The sequence below is a fragment of the Snodgrassella sp. B3800 genome (assembly GCF_026535865.1).
Classification (GTDB): Bacteria; Pseudomonadota; Gammaproteobacteria; order Burkholderiales; family Neisseriaceae; genus Snodgrassella; species Snodgrassella alvi_E.
In genome coordinates this window covers 372,207-390,198 of record NZ_JAFNPH010000001.1, presented here as the reverse complement: position 1 = coordinate 390,198, position 17,992 = coordinate 372,207, and the positions used below count along the sequence as shown (strand labels likewise).

Here is a 17,992-nt window from a genome sequence, read left to right as displayed (position 1 = left end):
TTCTGGGTTATGATTACGGGAGGTGATAATGATTGGCAATATACAATTCAAGCAAATTTTGATTTTGATGAGTATGCTGTGTTGTCCAGCTTTGACCGAAGCAGCGGTCATATATCATTCCGGTCATGGTGAACGCGATATCATTGTTGATTTGCCTATTTCACGAACCACTACGATTAATAAAACGGTACATATTGATGCCCCTGCTGGCGCAACTGTGATTTATACTGATACGCCAGTATATCCTGCTGCTCTGCCTTATCCAGATTATCCTGAAGGTTTACCTTATCCGCCTGTTTATCCTGTTTCTTCCAGTATCAGCTTGCGTCCGCTCAATAGTGTATGTTTGCGTACGAAAAGCATGGCTTCGGTATGGCAGCCTGTTTTGCTTGAAACTTGTACGGCTGGAGAAATCAGTGAGGCTATGTATTTCCATCAGGGAAAAGTATGGCTGAACAATCGTTGCCTTGCTGTTAAAAATCATGATGTTGGAGTCGTTTCTTGTACGCAAAGTAGAAGAAATAACTGGCTACTAACGGGACGCCAGCTTCGAGATAGGGATAGTAAATTATGTGTGGATGGGGCTAACGGCTCTTTGCAATTGCAACCCTGTAGTGATGTTTCTAGTCAGCAATTTCATTAAAACTATGAATAAATTGGGAATTGATTAAATGTATTTTGGGTTTGTGGTATCTAATTAGATGACTGTTGATTGCTCTGTTTTGCTAATTTTGCATTTAAATTGATGGATTGTAACTCGTCATTTGTGTTTGATTTTGTAATAAAGAATTGATTTATGTTAACATAATTGAAGGTAATATTATCTTTGGGTTTACTTAATTTTATTTTTCGATTGGTTAAGGTAATTTATTTAAAGAATTTTATTTTTTTATATAAAAATTCTGATATTTGGCTGATATGAAGGTTTTTTGCAACCTATCTGGCTGCTAAGTGCATTAATTACTATTATTATTTGTATAGTTTGTATATTGATTTGCTGACAGGTAAATTAGACACTGAGTAAGTTTAAGATCTCAATGCGATTAGCTGTTTTGGCATAAGATTATTTTAAAATGATATTGTTTGTATTCTGAGGGTTGTTCTATACCATTATGTCTTGTTTTTCTTCCTGTATTCTGCCACCTTCAATGCTGGGCATTATGGGCGGTGGCCAGTTAGGAGCAATGTTTACAGTTGCTGCTAAAACAATGGGTTATCAGGTGATGGTATGGGATCCTGATCCTGAAGCTCCTGCTGCACAATTTTCTGATGTGCATTTGTGCGCTGCTTTTGATGATTCTAAAGCTTTACAGGCTATGGCTGATTGTGCGGCGGTAACGACCGAATTTGAAAATGTCAATGCCCAGTCTATGCGCTGGTTGGCACAATTTACATCTGTGTCTCCTTCTGGTGAATGTGTGGCCATTGCACAAGACAGGCAGCAGGAAAAGGAATGGATTGCTAAAGCTGGGCTGAAAACGGTACCTTATCGTGTTGTTTGTGCCGAATCTGATATTGATAGCCATGTTGAAGAATTATTACCAGGAATTTTGAAGACGGCGACGCTGGGCTATGATGGTAAAGGTCAGATAGCGGTTAGCACAATAGCTGAATTGAAGTCTGCTTTTGCTAAATTAGGGCAGGTGCGCTGTGTGCTGGAAAAAAAAGTAGATTTGCGTGCGGAAATTTCGGTGGTAGTGGCACGGCTTGATGAAGAGCACACGGTGTGTTTTCCGGTTGCAGAAAACCAGCATGAAAATGGTATTTTGGCATATTCGCTTGTACCGGCTAGACTTCCTGTTTCAGTTTTACAGCAGGCTGAGCAGATGGCATGCCGGCTGGCTCAGGCCATGGAATATAGAGGGGTCATGGCAGTTGAGATGTTTGTTGTGGGCAGCAAGATGCATCTGGTAGTGAATGAAGTGGCGCCTCGGCCGCATAATTCGGGCCATTTTAGTATGGATGCCTGTATTTCGGACCAGTTTCAGCAACAGGTAAGGATAATGTGTGGTTTAAAACCGGCTGCTGCTGATTTGTTACAGCCTTGCTGTATGGCCAATATTCTTGGTGATGTATGGCCGCCGCAAACTGAGCCGAACTGGTCTGTCGTGCTGAATCATGCAACGGCATTTTTACATCTGTATGGTAAAAAACAAGTCCGTCCGAGTCGCAAGATGGGACATTTTACTGTTCTTGCGCAGGATTCTGAGCAGGCCTTGCAAATGGCTCGCGCTCTTCATCTGCGTTTGCAATCTGGTGCTCAAGAATTTTGCTCGACTGATGTTAATTTATCCTGATGATTTGGGCTAAAGGATAATACCTTGGAACTGAAAAGCTTTAAGTGGCGGCCTTTGGTATGGCTGTCACATGGCTGGAAGATGCTGGGCTATGTTTTGCCGATGGCTCTTGCCTGTGCCGGTATCACCGGCTTGCCCATTTCTATGGCTCTGGCCAGTTTGTTGTGTGCACTATTGTGCTGCCTTCTTTTTGGTGGCCGTAATAAAGTATTGCTGACGCCCGCACCGTTTTCAGCTTTGATGCTTACCGCATCGATAGCTTACTATGCCGGTGCGGTGTCGGATCGGCTTATGGTAGCGAGTATGCTGACTCTGTTTACTGGAGGTTGGTTAGTATTGCTGACTGTGATTCTGCCACGGCATTGTATGAACTGGATTGCCCGTCCGGTGTGGCACGGTATCGGAATGGGGATTTCCTTGACTCTGATGGTGATGCTGGCACCGATTATTCTTGGTGTGGCCGCCAATAATAGCTCATGGCTGGAGCAATGGGTGCTACTGCTAAATTGGCATAGCTGGAACTGGCCGAGCGTGGTGCTGGCTGCTCTTTCTCTTGCTTTACTGCTGTTTTGGCGAACGCAATCTCAGCCGAAAGCTTTGTGGGTGTTGCTGTTGGTATGGATGCTCAGCCATATTTGGCCGTTTACATTGCTGGGTGTGGCTACTCCGGTACAGCAAAACTGGCAAGTTTGGATGCAAGTGAGTCAAGTACATGCAGACTGGGCTTTGCTGGTATTTATGAGTGCTACGATTGCTTTATTGATTAATGTAGAAATTTGCCAATATTTACCAGATCGTTTCCGGTACAGCACGGGTTTGACTGGTTTGACTAATATTCTGTCTGCGCTGACTGGCGGTATGGTGGCCAGTGTGGGTTATGTAGATGATCAGGCTCTGCGATTAACCCGTTCGACGTTGTTGACTGCGCTGGTGATATTGTTACTGATCTATTGCTGGTCATGGTGGCGTGCGGTTCCGCTGCCAGTGCTGGCCGTAATTGCGCTGTATGCAATCTGCGTGCAGATAAACTGGAGTGAGTTGCGCTTGTATTATCGCCAATGGGGTGATTTGTTATGGTTGTGTGTTTCTGCGCTGCTGATTGTGTTGTTTGGTATCTGTGCCGGTTTATGGCTGATTATTTCTTTAGGCTTGATTGTGATGTGCTGGCATACTATTCGTCTGCGAGCATGGCCGTTGTTGCTGCCTGAAGTGCAGATTGTGGTACAGGAAGCTGTTATTACGCTGCCACAGATTTTGCTGTTTGCTAATGCCAGTAGCTTACTCCATCGAAGTTTTGATTTGGTTCGGACATTGAAAGTACAAAAGGTTTATCTGGATGTTAGTGCAGGCTGTCATACTGATGTGACGGTATTTGTCCATTTGCAGGTGTTGGCACGTAACCTGCATCAGCAAGGTAAAACTTTATATATCTGTGGCCTGAGTGAAGCAGCATGTATGGTGCTAACGACTAAAAAATTGGATTATTTGCTGCCTGAGCAATTGAGTACGCGTGATGCTGAATCTTTATTGATCAGCCCAAGCTATGCTGGTGAGCCTGTAACAGTATGAATTCGGTTGTGATACGGAGCTGAGTTGCGATTGTGTGGGTTTGTAAGTAACCAAGTTTTATAACAAGGGAATAGAAATAGAATGAGTAAATTTTGGAGTGAGAAGACAAAAGGGTTGCAGCCTTATGTACCCGGTGAGCAGCCTAAATTTTCCAATCTGGTTAAGCTGAACACTAATGAGAATCCATTTGCACCATCACCTTTGGTGTTACAGGCAATGCATGACGCGGTAAATGGGGATTTGCGTTTATACCCTGATCCGAATGCAGATAATCTTAAGCAGACAGTGGCAGACTACTATGGTTTGCAAAAATCGCAAGTGTTTGTGGGAAATGGCTCTGATGAGGTGCTGGCACACGCTTTTGCAGCTTTTTTTCAAGGTAAACAGCAGTTGTTGATGCCCGATATTAGCTATAGCTTTTATCCAGTGTATTGTCAGTTGTATGATGTGAAACCGCGTGTGATACCACTGGATGCGCAGTTTGCCATTAATTCGGCAGATTACGCTGGGGCAGTGGCGGGTGTGATTTTTCCAAACCCGAATGCACCTACCGGCTGTATCCTACCACTCGTAATGATTGAAAAGATATTGCAAGCTAATCCTGATTGTGTGGTGCTGGTGGATGAAGCTTATATTGATTTCGGTGGTGTCTCTGCGGTGAAGTTGATTACAGATTATCCTAATCTACTCGTAGTGCAGACATTATCTAAATCACGGTCGCTAGCTGGTATGCGAGTTGGTCTGGCATTGGGGCAGGCTGAATTGATTGAAGGGCTAGAGCGAGTAAAAAACAGTTTTAATTCCTATCCGCTGGATCGTGTGGCACAGGCGGCGGCTATTGCTGCCTTCAAGGATGATGACTATTTCCGTTCTACTTGTAAAAAAGTCATCGATAACCGTATCTGGCTGACTGAACAATTACGGCAACTGGGTTTTGAAGTCTTACCTTCTTATGCCAATTTTGTATTTGCTTGTCACGTAGAAAAAGCTGCCGAGGAAATTGCTGTCTTTTTGCGCCAGCAAGGTGTGGTGGTGCGCCATTTTCAACAGGCTAGGATTGATAATTTTTTGCGTATCAGTATTGGGACAGTTGAGCAACAGCAACGTCTAATAGCGGTCCTGAAAGAATTATTGATGAAATAATGATAATTAAAAATATTGGTTTATTATTTGGGTATTGGCTATTTCAGGCAGTTCGTAGGAATTCAATTTAGTTCATATGAACGATTTGGTAATCATCTGCTGGTGATTTAAATTCGAAGTGCTGATTGGATCTGATGATTATTTTTTTGTCTTTGGTCACAAATATGGCACCCATATATTGATGTTTATCTAATTCTTTTATTCCTCGTTCTACTCCCAAGCCATAAAGAATTGTGGAATAGATATCGCCAGTCAAGGAGTTGTCGGAAATGATGGTGACACTTTGCAGCTCATTGTCTAAAGGGTAGCCACTCTGAGGATCAATGATGTGGTGATACAGTTTTTCATTCAGGATGAAATAGCGTTCATAAATCCCAGATGTTACAACTGATTTATTTTGCAGATGCAGAATTCCCAGCAGGCTGTCTGCGGCGGCAAACGGGCGTTTAAGTCCGATATGCCATTGCTGATTGCTGGTGAGGGGCGAGCTTCCAATGGTTAATACATTACCGCCACAGTTGATTATGGCCTGATGGATGCCATAGCTGGCTAATACCAGTTTGGTTATATCTGCTATATAGCCTTTGGCAATGGCACCTAAATCTATTTCCATGCCGGTTCTGGTCAGAAAAACAGTATGATTTTTTTCGTCTAGTTTTATTAGCTCAGGATTAACTAGGGTCAGCCGCTTAGCAATTTCTTCAGCAGGCGGGACGCTGTGGCCGTTAAAGCCGATTTTCCATAGTTTAACCAGTGGTCCAATGGCAAAGTTGAAACAGCTATGGGGAAGTAGGCTGGCCTGTTTGGCCTGACGGATTAAATCAAAAACTAGTTTGCTGACTGCTACCGGCTGTGAGCCGGCAGCATGATTGATGCTCATCACTTCTGAATGGTTTCTGTTGACCGTTAATCGTGTTTCTAAAGCCTGTATGGTTTGAAATACAGCTGATACTGCCGGCAGGTTTTCTACAAAAAGTTGTAGGGAAACTGTTGTTCCCATGAGCTGCTGACTGTAGGTATGGCAGGTTTCTGACATGGTGATGAGCAAGGTAAATCAATAATTATAGGTCTTTTGCATAGGCAGCTGCCTGATCACCAGCCTGAATACCAAAAATAATGATATCGGCAATGGCGTTACCACCGATGCGGTTACCCCCGTGTACGCCACCAGCTACTTCGCCTGCTGCGTATGCACCTTTAATAACTTGCGCATTGGTATCCAGTACTTCTGTATTGGTGTTGATAGTAACACCACCCATGGTATGGTGGATACCTGGTGCAATCGGAATTGCATAGAATGATGGCTGGTTTAAAGGATGGCGCATGCCGGTGGTGCGGCTGAAATCTTCGTCATGCTGCTGTTCGACAAAACGATTATAGCGTTCTACCGTATTGCTGAGGGTTTCGGGATTGATATCCAGTTTTTCTGCCAGTCCAACTAAAGAATCGGCCTGTACAGCCAGTCCTTTGCCGATGTAGGTATCTGCTGCTTTGTTTTCCTGACGTATTTGCTCATCGAATAATATATAAGCATAATGATCGGTAAGGGCGATGATACTGTTGGAAACTTTATCGCGTGTGTCTAGCTCGTTGACAAAGCGTTTGCCATGCCGTGATACCAGTATGGCACCACCGCCACGTATAGATTCTGAAATCAGATAGGCAGTTTTTTGTTCGACTGTGGGATGAATCTGTATTTCATTCATGTCAACTGTACCAGCGCCGATTTTCTGTAACAGGGCGATGCCTGAACCGGTAGCGCCTTTGTGGTTGGTGGTTACAAAATTTGCTAAGTCTGGTCGGTAATGTGTAACCATCTGCGCGTTGGCACCAAAACCACCTGTGGCTACGATGATTGCTTTGGTGCCGATGCGTTGTTCATTGCCATCTTCGTCATTCACTATTACTGCATTGATCCGTCCATCTTTTAGTTCGATATCGGTAACGGAGGTATCGAGCATCAGTTCGATACCGCGCTCATTGATGTTTTTCAATAAGCCGCTAATCAGAAATCCGCCTACGGCCGCACCATTATTCGGACGATGGGTGCGGTCTACGCTCATGCCGCCTGTGGTAGTTAGATTGTTTAAGCGGATTCCTTTTGCGTCCAGCCAATTGATAGCCGCCGGCGCATGTTCGACAAAGTAGTGTAATAGTTCAGGATTGTTTTTGTTTTTACCGCCTTTTAGAGTTTCGTTATAAAACCATTCTTTATGGTCGGTAATGCCTGCCTGTTGCTGGAACAGGGTTTCTGCGGCGTTCATGCCGGCTGAGGCTTTATTGGTATTGCCACCGGCAATTGGCATTTTTTCAATGATGACGACAGATGCACCTTTATCGTGAGCTTCTATTGCTGCTGCCAGTCCGGCACCACCACTACCTACTACAACCACATCACAGGTTTTGTCGTCTCCATCGCCGCCTTCAACGATGCTGGCTACTTTGTAGGAGGTGGAAATGGCTTTTGTTACTGCTTTTTTAAAGGCATCGCACTGTGATGTGGCACCACTGATGGCATCGACATAAGGGCTATTGGCGGCCAATATCCGCTCTTTGATTTCGTTGAAATTGCGAACGGATACGTGGTCTAGCTGTTCGACATTTATCAGTGACATATCTTTGATGAAATCTTCTCCCAGCTCTACGTTGATAACGAATTTGTTTTCGTAGTCATCGCTGACTGTCTGCTGGTAGGTGCCGGCATGGAATTTTTTGGTGTTGATTTCTCGTACCATGCTATGGATAAGCGGAAAGCGCCATAAGGGCTCGGGTATGCATAGCTCGGTACGCTGATCGCTATTCATGGACAGTTGTAAATCATCGTATTGCTGTATACGATCTGCCCAATCTGGATAGGCAACGCATGCTCGTCCTGCAGCTACTAAATCATAGCCGTGTGCCATGGCTGTCTCTGCATCAGCCTTGTTTACTACATTACCTACGCCGATTACGGGTACTTTAGCCAGCGCTGCTGAACGCTGTTGAATGTATTTATCTATTAACGGTGTTTCGTCGTCAGTATCAATGATGGATGGACGTAAAGTCGCAGCCATGGAGAAATGGACATAGTCAAGACCGGTCTGTGCTAGTTTATCTAGTAAAAACAAGGAATCTTCAAAGGTAATCCCAGGTACTTCTAGCTCTTCTGGTGAGAAGCGGTAACCAATGATAAATTCTTTATTTGCATGTTCTTCTGCCATTTGCCGGCTGATTTCTAGTACCGCTAGCGGGAAACGAGTGCGGTTTTCACGGCTACCACCCCATTTGTCTTGTCGCTGGTTGGCATGAGGTGAGAAAAACTGTTGAATCAGATAAGTATTGGCGCCATGAATTTCAATGCCATCGAAGCCGGCGGCTATGGCTCGTCTGGCGGCATCGCCAAATTTTATAATCATGTCTTCCACTTCACCTGCGCTCATTGCTACCGGTACTGTGGCATTTGGTCGAGGAATAGCGATGGCACTGGGTGCTTTTGGTGTTTGGCCGCCGATAAGCTGAGGTTCCACCATGCGTCCGCCATGATAGATTTGTATAATTGCTTTAGAACCTTGTTTTTTGATAGCTGCAGCAAGCAGGCTCAGACCTTCGATGCAGTCGTCGTTATGTATGCCGATGGCGCCAGGAAAAGCCGGTCCCATGGTATCGACGAACCCGCATTCCACTATAACAGTTCCGATGCTGCCAGCTCGCTGGCGGTAATATTCAATTAGGTTGTCGGTAACCGTGCCATCATAGAATCCGCAGCATGTTGTCATTGGTGCCATGACCAGCCGGTTTTTCAGAATGGCCCCGTTGGGTAGGGTAAGCGGATTATATAGTGGAGAAGATGGGGTATTCATACGCATTATCAGTTAATCAGAATCAGTCTAAAATTAGAAATAGGCGCATGGTAGCGTAAACCTTTGTACTCTTCTATTGAGCAAAAGTAGTATATATAACAATGGCATATATTAAAGCTATTGTATTGATGATAATCAAAATTAGGCGGTTAATTCTGGTAAAACTAAGCTGATTTTTGCTATGTAGATGCTCTTTCAACAGTGCTGTATTTGTGTATTTGGAAGTATGTTTTGAAGGTTAGAATGAACTTGGGTTGATAAAAGCAGTTTGCTTTTAGGATGACATATTTATGCGTTTGTGCTTTTAGGTTTTTATGGTTCAGAAATTAAGTTCGACCTATAAAATATTTAAAAAGTTAAATATAATCAATTATTTGAATAGTCTAGTCTACTTGAGATGATAGATGTTCAACTGGTGCTGGTGCAAAACGATAGTTTGATTAACGAATATTAACATTATTATTGTAAGTGTTGAGCATGACGCTGCTCGTTACGCTCGGGTACAATCAGTTTTTTCTATTGAAATTTTTACTCATGGCATCTCTGGAAACATGGATTGGTTTACGTTATTTACGGGCCAGGAAACGTAACGGGTTTATGTCATTCATTACCGCAGTGTCAATTGCTGGTATCGCACTCGGAGTTACTACTTTGATTGTGGTGCTGTCGGTGATGAATGGTTTTCAAAAAGAAATTCGTAATCAGTTACTCAGTGTCGCACCGCATGCTGAAATGGGCTTTTATGAAAACAGTTTGGATCAGCATTGGCAGGATTTGCAAAAGTTAGTACAAGGGAATCCACAGGTGGTGGGCACGGCACCCTATGTAGCAGACCAAGCTTTGTTAGCCAATGCCGGCGAGGTACGTGGAGTGCAGATTCGCGGCATTGATCCCGCACTGGAAGGCAAAGTTGTGGATTATGGAGCCGGCATGCCCAAAAATGGTTTTGCTTCACTGAAACCTGGTGAATTCGGTATTTTATTGGGCAAGGATTTGGCAGAGGCGCTGGGTGCTAATATTGGAGACAAAATCACTGTTATCACGCCTGATGGGAATGTCACGCCCGCTGGCATGGTGCCGCGTCTGAAACAGTTTACTCTGGTAGGGGTAGTAAAAACCAAGATTTATGAAGTGGATAATACGCTGGCTTTAACCCATATTAGTGATGCTCAAAAGCTTTACCGGCTAGGAAATAATGTAAGTGGTCTAAGGTTGAAACTGGCTGACCCACAAAATGCACCAGATGTGATTCGCAAAATTGTGCCACCTAAATTACAGAATGAAATTTGGATTCGTGACTGGACTTTTCAAAACCGCAGTTATTTTGATGCAGTACAGATGGAAAAACGCATGATGTTTATTATTTTACTGCTAATAATTGCGGTGGCTGCATTTAATCTGGTGTCTTCATTAGTGATGGCGGTAACTGAAAAGCAGGCAGATATTGCTATATTACGCACTCTTGGGCTTTCCCCAGCCGGTGTAATGCGTATTTTTATGATTCAGGGGGCGGTAGCCGGTTTTCTGGGTACTTTTTTCGGAACTTTGTTTGGTGTCACTCTTGGTTTGAATATTGGCCGCATTGTTGCCTTTTTTGAGCACCTAACTGGTAAACATTTGATTCCATCGCAAATTTATTTTGTTAGCTACCTGCCTTCGGATGTGGAGTTTACTGATGTTTGTACTATTGCGGTGATTTCTTTGCTACTGGCTTTTGTGGCTACGCTGTATCCGAGCTGGCGTGCTGCCAAAACTCAACCGGCGGAGGCATTACGTTATGAATAAGCCGGAATATGTGATTGAATGTGAACATGTCAGTAAAACTTATGATGATGGCCATTTACAGGTATCGGTACTTGATGATTTGAATTTCAAAATCGGGAGTGGCCGAAGTATCAGTGTGGTGGGCGCTTCCGGCAGTGGTAAATCCACTTTATTACATCTTTTGGGTGGCCTGGATACACCCAGCTCAGGCAGCATTCGCCTAATGGGGCGTGATATTACTGAGCTGAGTCAGAAAGCCATTGGTCAGCTGCGAAATCAGTATTTGGGTTTTGTATATCAGTTTCATCATTTGCTGCCAGAGTTTACAGCGCTGGAAAACGTGATGATGCCTTTGTTGATTGGTCACATGCCCAAAGCACAGGCGGAAGAACAAGCGAGAGCAATGCTGGATAAAGTGGGTTTGAAACAGCGTTTGGCGCATCGTCCTGGTGAATTATCTGGCGGTGAGCGGCAACGTGCTGCCATTGCTCGCGCTTTGGTTACTCATCCAGCCTGTATTCTGGCGGATGAACCTACAGGAAATCTGGATCGTAAAAATGCCAGTAATGTGCTCGATATGATGCTCGATTTGCAACATGAGCTAGGCACCAGTCTGGTAGTGGTGACCCATGATGATGAGCTTGCTGTACGTTTTGATGAGGTATTAACGGTATCAGATGGGAAATTAATACCTTTTGCAGCAAACTGAACCGTAGGGTTAATGGCTAATGATGGTTGCAGTGTATGGCAAATGAAATAGCAGTGCAGGCAGGCTCTGAACAACCCGACCATCCGGCTCTGGCGGCAATGGCTCAGGTGCTGGGTACGGTTGTTCCGGCTGAATGGGCTGTGATGCAACCTTGGGCTAATGCACTGTTATGGGCGTTCAATCGGGGGGACAGTTATATTGTTGTTCCGCGCGAATACCGGACATCTGTCCGCAATTGTCGGATGCTGGTAGGGGCAGCCGGTGCGTATACGCCATTTGTTTTGCTGGATAATCATTTGTTTTCAGGCCGTATCTGGCAACTCGAGCAGGATATTGCTGAGAATCTGTGGAAACGCACAACAGTAAAATCTGTACCTTTAGATATGGAGGCTGTGACTGTTGATCTGACTGAGTGGTTTCCGGATGCAGACAGTGCACAGCAGAGGTTTGCAGCGGCGCTGGCTCTATTACAGCATTTTGTGGTTATAAATGGCGGGCCGGGTACCGGAAAAACGACTACTGTTGCCAAAATTTTGGGATTGGTGCTCAAGCACGCATGGAAATTATCACGTCCGCCGCATATTGCTTTGGTGGCGCCTACCGGTAAAGCGGCAGCACATATGGCCAATGCCTTGCAGCGAGCTTTAAGTAAACTACCTTTGGATCAAGACAGTAGACGTTTGCTGGGACGGCTTGGCGGTCAAACTGTACACCGGTTGCTTCAGCTACAACCGCCTCTTTTAACAGGCCCTTATGATGCTGAGCATCCTTTACCGGTGGATATTCTGGTGGTGGATGAGTCCTCAATGCTGGATTTATCTTTGTTTCGGGCATTGCTGCGTGCTCTGAAAGAGGATGTGCGTCTGATATTGCTTGGTGATGCTAATCAGCTTCCAGCTGTTGGTGCTGGTAATGTATTAGCAGAGTTGTCGCGGCCGACAGTATTGTCTCCTGCTCTAAAACAAAAGCTTACCACGCTGCTGCCAAATCAGATTCTGCCCGAAACCAGTAGTCAGGCTGGAATGGCAAGTCATGTGGCTACATTGAGTCACAGCTACCGTTTTGATGCTACGCAAGGTATCGGTGCTTTGGCGACTGCCTGTATTAAAGGTGATGATGAAAGTGCTATGAATGCCGTCCGCCGCTTTCCGGCACAGTTGCAGGTGCGTTCGGCTGATTGGCAGCGGATGTGTCATGATTTGTATGCTCTGCATCAGCCATGGTGGCAGGCCGTGGCCGATCATGATGTTGATGCAGTTTTTAGCCATCTAAATGATATTATGGTGTTGACAGCTTGGCGAGCTGATGCTGAAGCATTTAATCGGCATTACCGGCAGTTTTTGCGTAGTCGGCTGCATCTGAATACCGATAGCTGGTTTGCTGGTTTACCTATCATGATTACCCAGAATGATTATGCGGTGGGTTTGTATAATGGCGATATAGGTATCATTCTTCCTGATGAAAATCATTCTGGTCACCTGTGTGCCTATTTTAATGATGGTAATTCTTTTCGTTCGATGGTTCTCAGCCGTCTGCCTCCTCACGAAGATGCCTTTGCGATTACGGTACATAAAAGTCAGGGTTCGGAATATGATAGTGTGTGGTTTGTGGCTCCTCAGACTAACGCTGCAGCGGATGACCCACTGTTTAATCGAGCGCTTTTTTATACTGCTTTGACTCGTGCACGGGAGCAGTTTATTTTCTGTGGTACAGCCAGACAAATGGTTCAGGGAATTAAAAATAGCCAGCAACGACGCAGTGGGCTGGGTGCTGCTCTGGCTGGAAAAGTATTACAGCAGTCGCAATTGTCTTTATTTTAATTCTGCTACTAAATGTGAAATCAAATTATCTGGATAGGTTTAGGTAACAGTGAAATTGAAAGCATCCATGTCTATCTGGCTGTAGAAAGTAAATTCTGCTATCCTGTTTTTTATCAAAAAAATATGACAAAGATTGAATGATGCCAACACCTTTAATTGCCGTTATTGCTGCCATGCAGCCTGAGCTGGATTATTTACTAACTCAACTGGAAAAACGTCAGGATGATGTAGCTGGAGCAGTGCATTTTTATCTAGGTGAAATTAAGGGTGTGCGGGTAGTGCTGGCACTAAGCGGAATAGGTAAAGTCAATGCGGCACTGACAACGGCAATCATTATTGAACGATATACACCTGATTATGTGATTAATACGGGAAGTGCAGGCGGTCTTAAAGCTGGTATGCAGATTGGTGATGTGGTGGTAGGACAAGAAGTAGCTCATCATGATGTCGATGTTACTGCTTTTGGCTATGAGTCTGGTCAGGTACCACAGCTGCCACCTAGATTTAAAGCTAGTGAGCTTTTGGTTGAAGCAGCTACTTGTGCGGCGCAAGTATTCACTGGTGCACATATCCATACAGGCTTGATAGTCAGCGGAGATCAGTTTATTGGTACTGCCGAGCAGAACAGTGCCATCAAAGATAAATTTGCTGATGTGCTGGCGGTGGAAATGGAAGCCGCTGCCATTGCTCAGACCTGCTATCAGTTGCATATCCCGTTTGTCATCATCCGAGCCATTTCCGATAATGGTGACGCTAATGCTGCCATCAGTTTTGATGAATTTTTACAGCAAGCAGGCCAAAATTCTGCACGCATGGTAATTGATTTAATTACTTTAGGTCTGCAAAATAACCCTGAATGATATGTTAAATTAAGCGCTACAGGAAAGTGATGCCGGCTGTACATTAGTTGCCTGCATCGTTTAAGTATTTTGATGCTTAAAAATATAATGATAATGGGTTTGTTTCTTTGCTTTTTATAGTGAAATAAGCTAATAAATATTTAATATAGAGGATAATATTTTTGTGGAAAAAATGGCATATTTTAAATTTTCTAGCCATTGCTCATTTTCTGCTATCTTTTTTTCTGCTGGTGGACTTTTGGGTATCGTAATTTTTACGAACAAATCCAAATCCATTTTAAAATGGATGCTCTAAGCCAATTTGCTGTGCTTGAGACTAGCAGACACAACAAACAGATGTTTAAAATAAATTTGTTACTGGATTAACTATATTGATTGACTTTGTTGGTCACTCGCTTTTTAATAGCTTCTTTACAATCTCCGCTGATGCATGCATATGGCTGGTGACGCACGAGCTGACATTGTTGAAACCATCTTTTTTTAACCGGTAGTTTTTTTGTCAGGATGAAATTGTGTTCCAGTCGTTTTTTCCTAAGCCTCGTTGGTTTTTTTTGTCTGCCATTTTGTGGATTGGTTTAAATATTGCTCTCTGGTATACGGGAGGTAAGTCTGCTGGTGAATGGTTCGGCTTTCCGCAAGGCTATGCTGATAAGCCTCTGGCTATTGGCCTTTCTCGTTTTTGGTCGCCCGCTTTTGTATGGTTTTATATCTGGTTTGTGCTGGCTACGTTGGTATTCGCGGTTTTCTGGTCGGTGGTGGCACGCCATCCATGGCAGCGTTGGTCTATATGGGGTTCGGCATTAATTCTGTTTAACATCTGGTTTAATGTGCAGGTAAGTGTGGCGATTAATGCCTGGTATGGACCGTTCTGGGACATGATACAAAAGATGCTTAGCAGTGGTGGAGGGCCAATCAGTAATATTTATCAGAATATGCTGACATTTTTGCTGATTGCGATGGTTTCGGTGACTATGATTATGCTGAATGCTTTTTTTGTCAGCCATTATGTGTTTCGTTGGCGCACTGCGATGAACCAGTATTATATAGACCACTGGCCAAAATTACATACAGTAGAAGGGGCCTCTCAGCGGGTGCAGGAAGATACAATGCGCTTTGCCACTATTGTGGAAGAATTGTGTGTCAGTCTGGTACGGGCTGTGATGGTGCTGATTGCTTTTTTACCGATTCTATTTGAATTGTCGAGCCATGTACCTGTGCTTGCATTGATTGGTGAAATTAAATACTCGCTGGTTTGGGCGGCGATAGGCTGGTCTTTATTTGGTACGGTGCTGCTGATGGTGGTGGGGATTAAGCTACCGGGATTGCAATTCAATAATCAGAAAGTAGAAGCGGCTTACCGGAAAGAGTTGGTATATGGAGAGGATGATATTGCACGCGCCCAGCCAGCTACATTAAAAGAACTTTTTGAGCGGGTAAGGGTGAATTACTACCGATTGTATTTTCATTACGCCTATTTTAATTTGGTGAGTACATGGTACATGCAGTTGGATAATTTATTCGGTTTATTCATATTATCCCCTTCGATTGCAGCAGGCACGATGACTTTGGGGCTAATTAATCAGATTCTGAACGTGTTTGGCAATGTGCGTGATTCGTTCCAATATCTGATTAGTTCGTGGAAAACTATTATTGAGCTATTGTCGATTCATAAACGTTTGAAAGCTTTTGAATCGATATTAAATACTAAAAATTAATATTTATATTCTTACGTTATTTTGGCTATATGGTTTGCACATAAAACATAAAACCATCTTATATTGATTTTATATCAGGCAGAAGATTTATCTGGCAATGCTTACATATTTGCTGGCATTGAGTACGGCAGACGTGTCAGGATTAGCGCTTATTGTATTGGCCGGAAAATTAGCTAATTGTAATCTGATTCAGACAGCAAATCATTTAATGAGCCAATATTCGCTGAGATTTCCGGAACTGATGCTCAGTAATCCAATGCAATTAATCTTTTGCCAATGGCAGATGCTGGCTGAAATTCACTGCTGATGATATATAAGGTATTGTTTTTATCCTGTAAGAACAGAGGAATTGCTTGCGGATGGTCTTGACAGTACTGCTGATAGTTGTAGGCAGCAGTAATGTTGGTAATTTTTATGCGAGCCTGCTTGTTTAGCATGTTTTCCAACCGGCCGAATGTCACCTCTTTTTCAAACAGTTGGCGGGAAACAAACTGATGTTGTTTCTGGGCGCGAGCGGTTAAATGCTGTTCTTCGGCAAAACGGATACGATAGATATTCTGCTCGCCGAATTCATGCCGAAATTGGAGTTCACATAAGGTATTCAGTTCTTTATCGCGGCTGACGGCGAACAAATGGCCAATGCCAATTAGGTCGAGTTGTGTCTGTGCATTTTCTGATACCGGATTACCGAAATAGGTGCGAAGACCCTGCATGCGGGCACGGGCAATCTGTATGTAGTGATAATCGGCAACCAAAACATCGATATTCAGTTGTTTTAGGGTATTAGCCAGCATCAGGGCGACATCGTTGCTGCCAACAATCAGTACGCCGTTATTGGCTGGTTCGCGTACTTTCAAGATGATAGCAATTGTTTTTGCGCCCAGCCCCTGAATCAACACGGTACCAATAATAATTAGAAATACCAATGGTGCCAGTAGTTCTGTACCGGCTAAATGCTGGTGCTCTAAACGCATTGCAAACAATGAGGCAATCGAGGCTGCGACAATACCACGCGGTCCGATCCAGCTAATCATTAGTTTCTCCTGCTCGCTTAAACCGGAGTGGATAGAAGAAAACCAAACGGCCAACGGACGCGCAACGAACATGGCAATCATCAGTAGCAACAATCCGTGCCAGCCAAGACCAAGTAGCGCAGCTAGGTCCATACGTGCCGCAAGAATAATGAATAATGTCGGAATGAAGAGTAAGGTAAGGGATTCGTTAAACGCCAGAATACTTTGACGAGGAAATTGGGGCCAGTTAGCTAGTGCAAGTCCTAAAATCGTTACCGTGAGCAAGCCGGATTGGCTTTCCAGATAGTTGGAAAAAGAGAACAGAATAAGTACAAATGCAAAGGTGACGACGTTGCGCATGTATTCCGGCAGCCAATAGCGTTTGATGGCATTGGCTAGAATTACAGCACCCAGCCCACCACAGATTACAGCTACCAGCACAATTTTGCTAAAAAGCAGCAGTGAATTTTCGTGGCCGTTGGAAACTATGTACTCGTAGACGAGTACAACGGCAATGGCGCCGATGGGGTCGATGATAATGCCTTCCCAGCGCAGAATATTGGCAATCTTTGTACGTGGCCTGACGCTACGCAGCATGGGCGCAATAACAGTTGGGCCGGTGACACAGACGAGGGCACCAAACAGTATAGCCACCCGTATGTCCAGTTTAAACAGCCAATAGGTAGCTAGTGATAATACTGAAATAGTAATGAGGGTGCCAAAGGTCACCAGATTTTGAACTACACGGCCATGCTGGCTGATTTCGTGAAATTGCAGCGTAAGGGCGCCTTCAAACAAGATAATGGCTACACCTAAAGAAATACACGGAAAAAGGAGGTCGCCCATGACTTTATCAGGCTGAAACCATCCCAGCACTGGTCCAATGATAATGCCAGTGAACAACAGAAACAGTACGGATGGTTGTTTCAGATACCACGCCAGCCATTGTGCACCTATGCCCAGTGCCAGTAATGCTGAAAACTGAAAGGCTATATCCATTATTTTATATGTGTTGTTTGGTAGTTTCTATTCTGCCACAAACTGTTCCCTCTATTATTTTTTTTCATAATCAATAGCTGTTAGAGTGGCATGCAGTTAGGATATTAGCTTAGGAATTTGTATCTAAGTTCAGTTTAGTGTTGATAGGTAAATGATGTTGGAAATTTATAATCAAATCTTATGTTTATATTAATATCTATTTACAAATGTGATAAATTGGTGGCTAAGATAGCTGAATCGCTGCACAATTAAGCTTCTTTAGAA

12 protein-coding genes are annotated in these 17,992 nt (G+C 43.9%); 9 read left to right on the top strand and 3 right to left on the bottom strand.

The features are described 5' to 3' along the window. The first annotated feature begins 28 nt into the window (after positions 1-28). The 4 genes from J3U64_RS01760 to hisC all read left to right on the top strand — a co-directional run bounded on the left by J3U64_RS01760 (position 29) and on the right by hisC (position 5,009). Positions 29-643, top strand: coding sequence for a ricin-type beta-trefoil lectin domain protein (locus J3U64_RS01760; RefSeq protein ID WP_267408074.1), 615 nt, complete (start codon positions 29-31; stop codon positions 641-643). Positions 644-1,112: 469 nt separating this feature from the next. Beyond that, the gene (locus J3U64_RS01755) at positions 1,113-2,297 is read left to right on the top strand and encodes a 5-(carboxyamino)imidazole ribonucleotide synthase (RefSeq protein WP_267408073.1); all 1,185 of its coding nucleotides are present in this window, start codon (positions 1,113-1,115) and stop codon (positions 2,295-2,297) included. A gap of 24 nt (positions 2,298-2,321) precedes the next feature. Then, positions 2,322-3,866, top strand: coding sequence for a SulP family inorganic anion transporter (locus J3U64_RS01750; RefSeq protein ID WP_267390139.1), 1,545 nt, complete (start codon positions 2,322-2,324; stop codon positions 3,864-3,866). A gap of 81 nt (positions 3,867-3,947) precedes the next feature. Further along, on the top strand, positions 3,948-5,009 hold the full coding sequence (hisC, locus tag J3U64_RS01745) for a histidinol-phosphate transaminase (protein WP_267408072.1): 1,062 nt from the start codon (positions 3,948-3,950) through the stop codon (positions 5,007-5,009). Positions 5,010-5,076: 67 nt separating this feature from the next. On the opposite strand, the gene J3U64_RS01740 is transcribed toward hisC, so the two are convergent. Further along, positions 5,077-6,045 (bottom strand): FAD:protein FMN transferase, encoded by a 969-nt coding sequence (locus tag J3U64_RS01740; protein WP_267408071.1) that lies wholly within the window; start codon positions 6,043-6,045, stop codon positions 5,077-5,079. A 25-nt stretch (positions 6,046-6,070) separates the two neighbouring features. Continuing rightward, positions 6,071-8,848 carry a flavocytochrome c gene (locus J3U64_RS01735; RefSeq protein WP_267408070.1) on the bottom strand — a complete coding sequence of 926 codons (2,778 nt, stop codon included), beginning with the start codon at positions 8,846-8,848 and terminating at the stop codon, positions 6,071-6,073. A gap of 534 nt (positions 8,849-9,382) precedes the next feature. Between J3U64_RS01735 and J3U64_RS01730 the strand changes: the two genes are divergently transcribed. The 5 genes from J3U64_RS01730 to sbmA all read left to right on the top strand — a co-directional run bounded on the left by J3U64_RS01730 (position 9,383) and on the right by sbmA (position 15,716). Then, entirely contained in the window at positions 9,383-10,633 is a 1,251-nt protein-coding gene (locus J3U64_RS01730) for a lipoprotein-releasing ABC transporter permease subunit (protein WP_100140014.1), read from the top strand. Beyond that, a complete protein-coding gene (gene lolD, locus J3U64_RS01725) occupies positions 10,626-11,321 on the top strand; it encodes a lipoprotein-releasing ABC transporter ATP-binding protein LolD (protein WP_100140016.1) in 696 nt (231 codons plus the stop codon). Before J3U64_RS01730 ends, lolD begins: the two co-directional genes overlap by 8 nt. Before the next feature lie 35 nt (positions 11,322-11,356). Beyond that, entirely contained in the window at positions 11,357-13,141 is a 1,785-nt protein-coding gene (recD, locus tag J3U64_RS01720; protein ID WP_267408069.1) for an exodeoxyribonuclease V subunit alpha, read from the top strand. Between the two features lie 140 nt (positions 13,142-13,281). After that, the gene (locus tag J3U64_RS01715; protein WP_267408068.1) at positions 13,282-14,001 is read left to right on the top strand and encodes a 5'-methylthioadenosine/adenosylhomocysteine nucleosidase; all 720 of its coding nucleotides are present in this window, start codon (positions 13,282-13,284) and stop codon (positions 13,999-14,001) included. A 512-nt stretch (positions 14,002-14,513) separates the two neighbouring features. Further along, on the top strand, positions 14,514-15,716 hold the full coding sequence (gene sbmA / locus J3U64_RS01710; protein WP_323811343.1) for a peptide antibiotic transporter SbmA: 1,203 nt from the start codon (positions 14,514-14,516) through the stop codon (positions 15,714-15,716). Positions 15,717-15,961: 245 nt separating this feature from the next. Here sbmA and J3U64_RS01705 read toward each other — a convergent pair whose 3' ends face one another. Continuing rightward, positions 15,962-17,728 (bottom strand): cation:proton antiporter, encoded by a 1,767-nt coding sequence (locus J3U64_RS01705; RefSeq protein WP_267408067.1) that lies wholly within the window; start codon positions 17,726-17,728, stop codon positions 15,962-15,964. Between the last annotated feature and the right edge of the window lie 264 nt (positions 17,729-17,992).

Excerpts from the sequence above, each read along its gene's own strand:
- J3U64_RS01760 (WP_267408074.1), top strand. The coding sequence starts at position 29 with ATGATTGGCAATATACAATTCAAGCAAATTTTGATTTTGATGAGTATG.
- J3U64_RS01755 (WP_267408073.1), top strand. The coding sequence starts at position 1,113 with ATGTCTTGTTTTTCTTCCTGTATTCTGCCACCTTCAATGCTGGGCATT.
- hisC (WP_267408072.1), top strand. The coding sequence starts at position 3,948 with ATGAGTAAATTTTGGAGTGAGAAGACAAAAGGGTTGCAGCCTTATGTA.
- J3U64_RS01740 (WP_267408071.1), bottom strand. The coding sequence starts at position 6,045 with ATGTCAGAAACCTGCCATACCTACAGTCAGCAGCTCATGGGAACAACA.
- J3U64_RS01735 (WP_267408070.1), bottom strand. The coding sequence starts at position 8,848 with ATGAATACCCCATCTTCTCCACTATATAATCCGCTTACCCTACCCAAC.
- J3U64_RS01730 (WP_100140014.1), top strand. The coding sequence starts at position 9,383 with ATGGCATCTCTGGAAACATGGATTGGTTTACGTTATTTACGGGCCAGG.
- lolD (WP_100140016.1), top strand. The coding sequence starts at position 10,626 with ATGAATAAGCCGGAATATGTGATTGAATGTGAACATGTCAGTAAAACT.
- recD (WP_267408069.1), top strand. The coding sequence starts at position 11,357 with ATGGCAAATGAAATAGCAGTGCAGGCAGGCTCTGAACAACCCGACCAT.
- J3U64_RS01715 (WP_267408068.1), top strand. The coding sequence starts at position 13,282 with ATGCCAACACCTTTAATTGCCGTTATTGCTGCCATGCAGCCTGAGCTG.
- J3U64_RS01705 (WP_267408067.1), bottom strand. The coding sequence starts at position 17,728 with ATGGATATAGCCTTTCAGTTTTCAGCATTACTGGCACTGGGCATAGGT.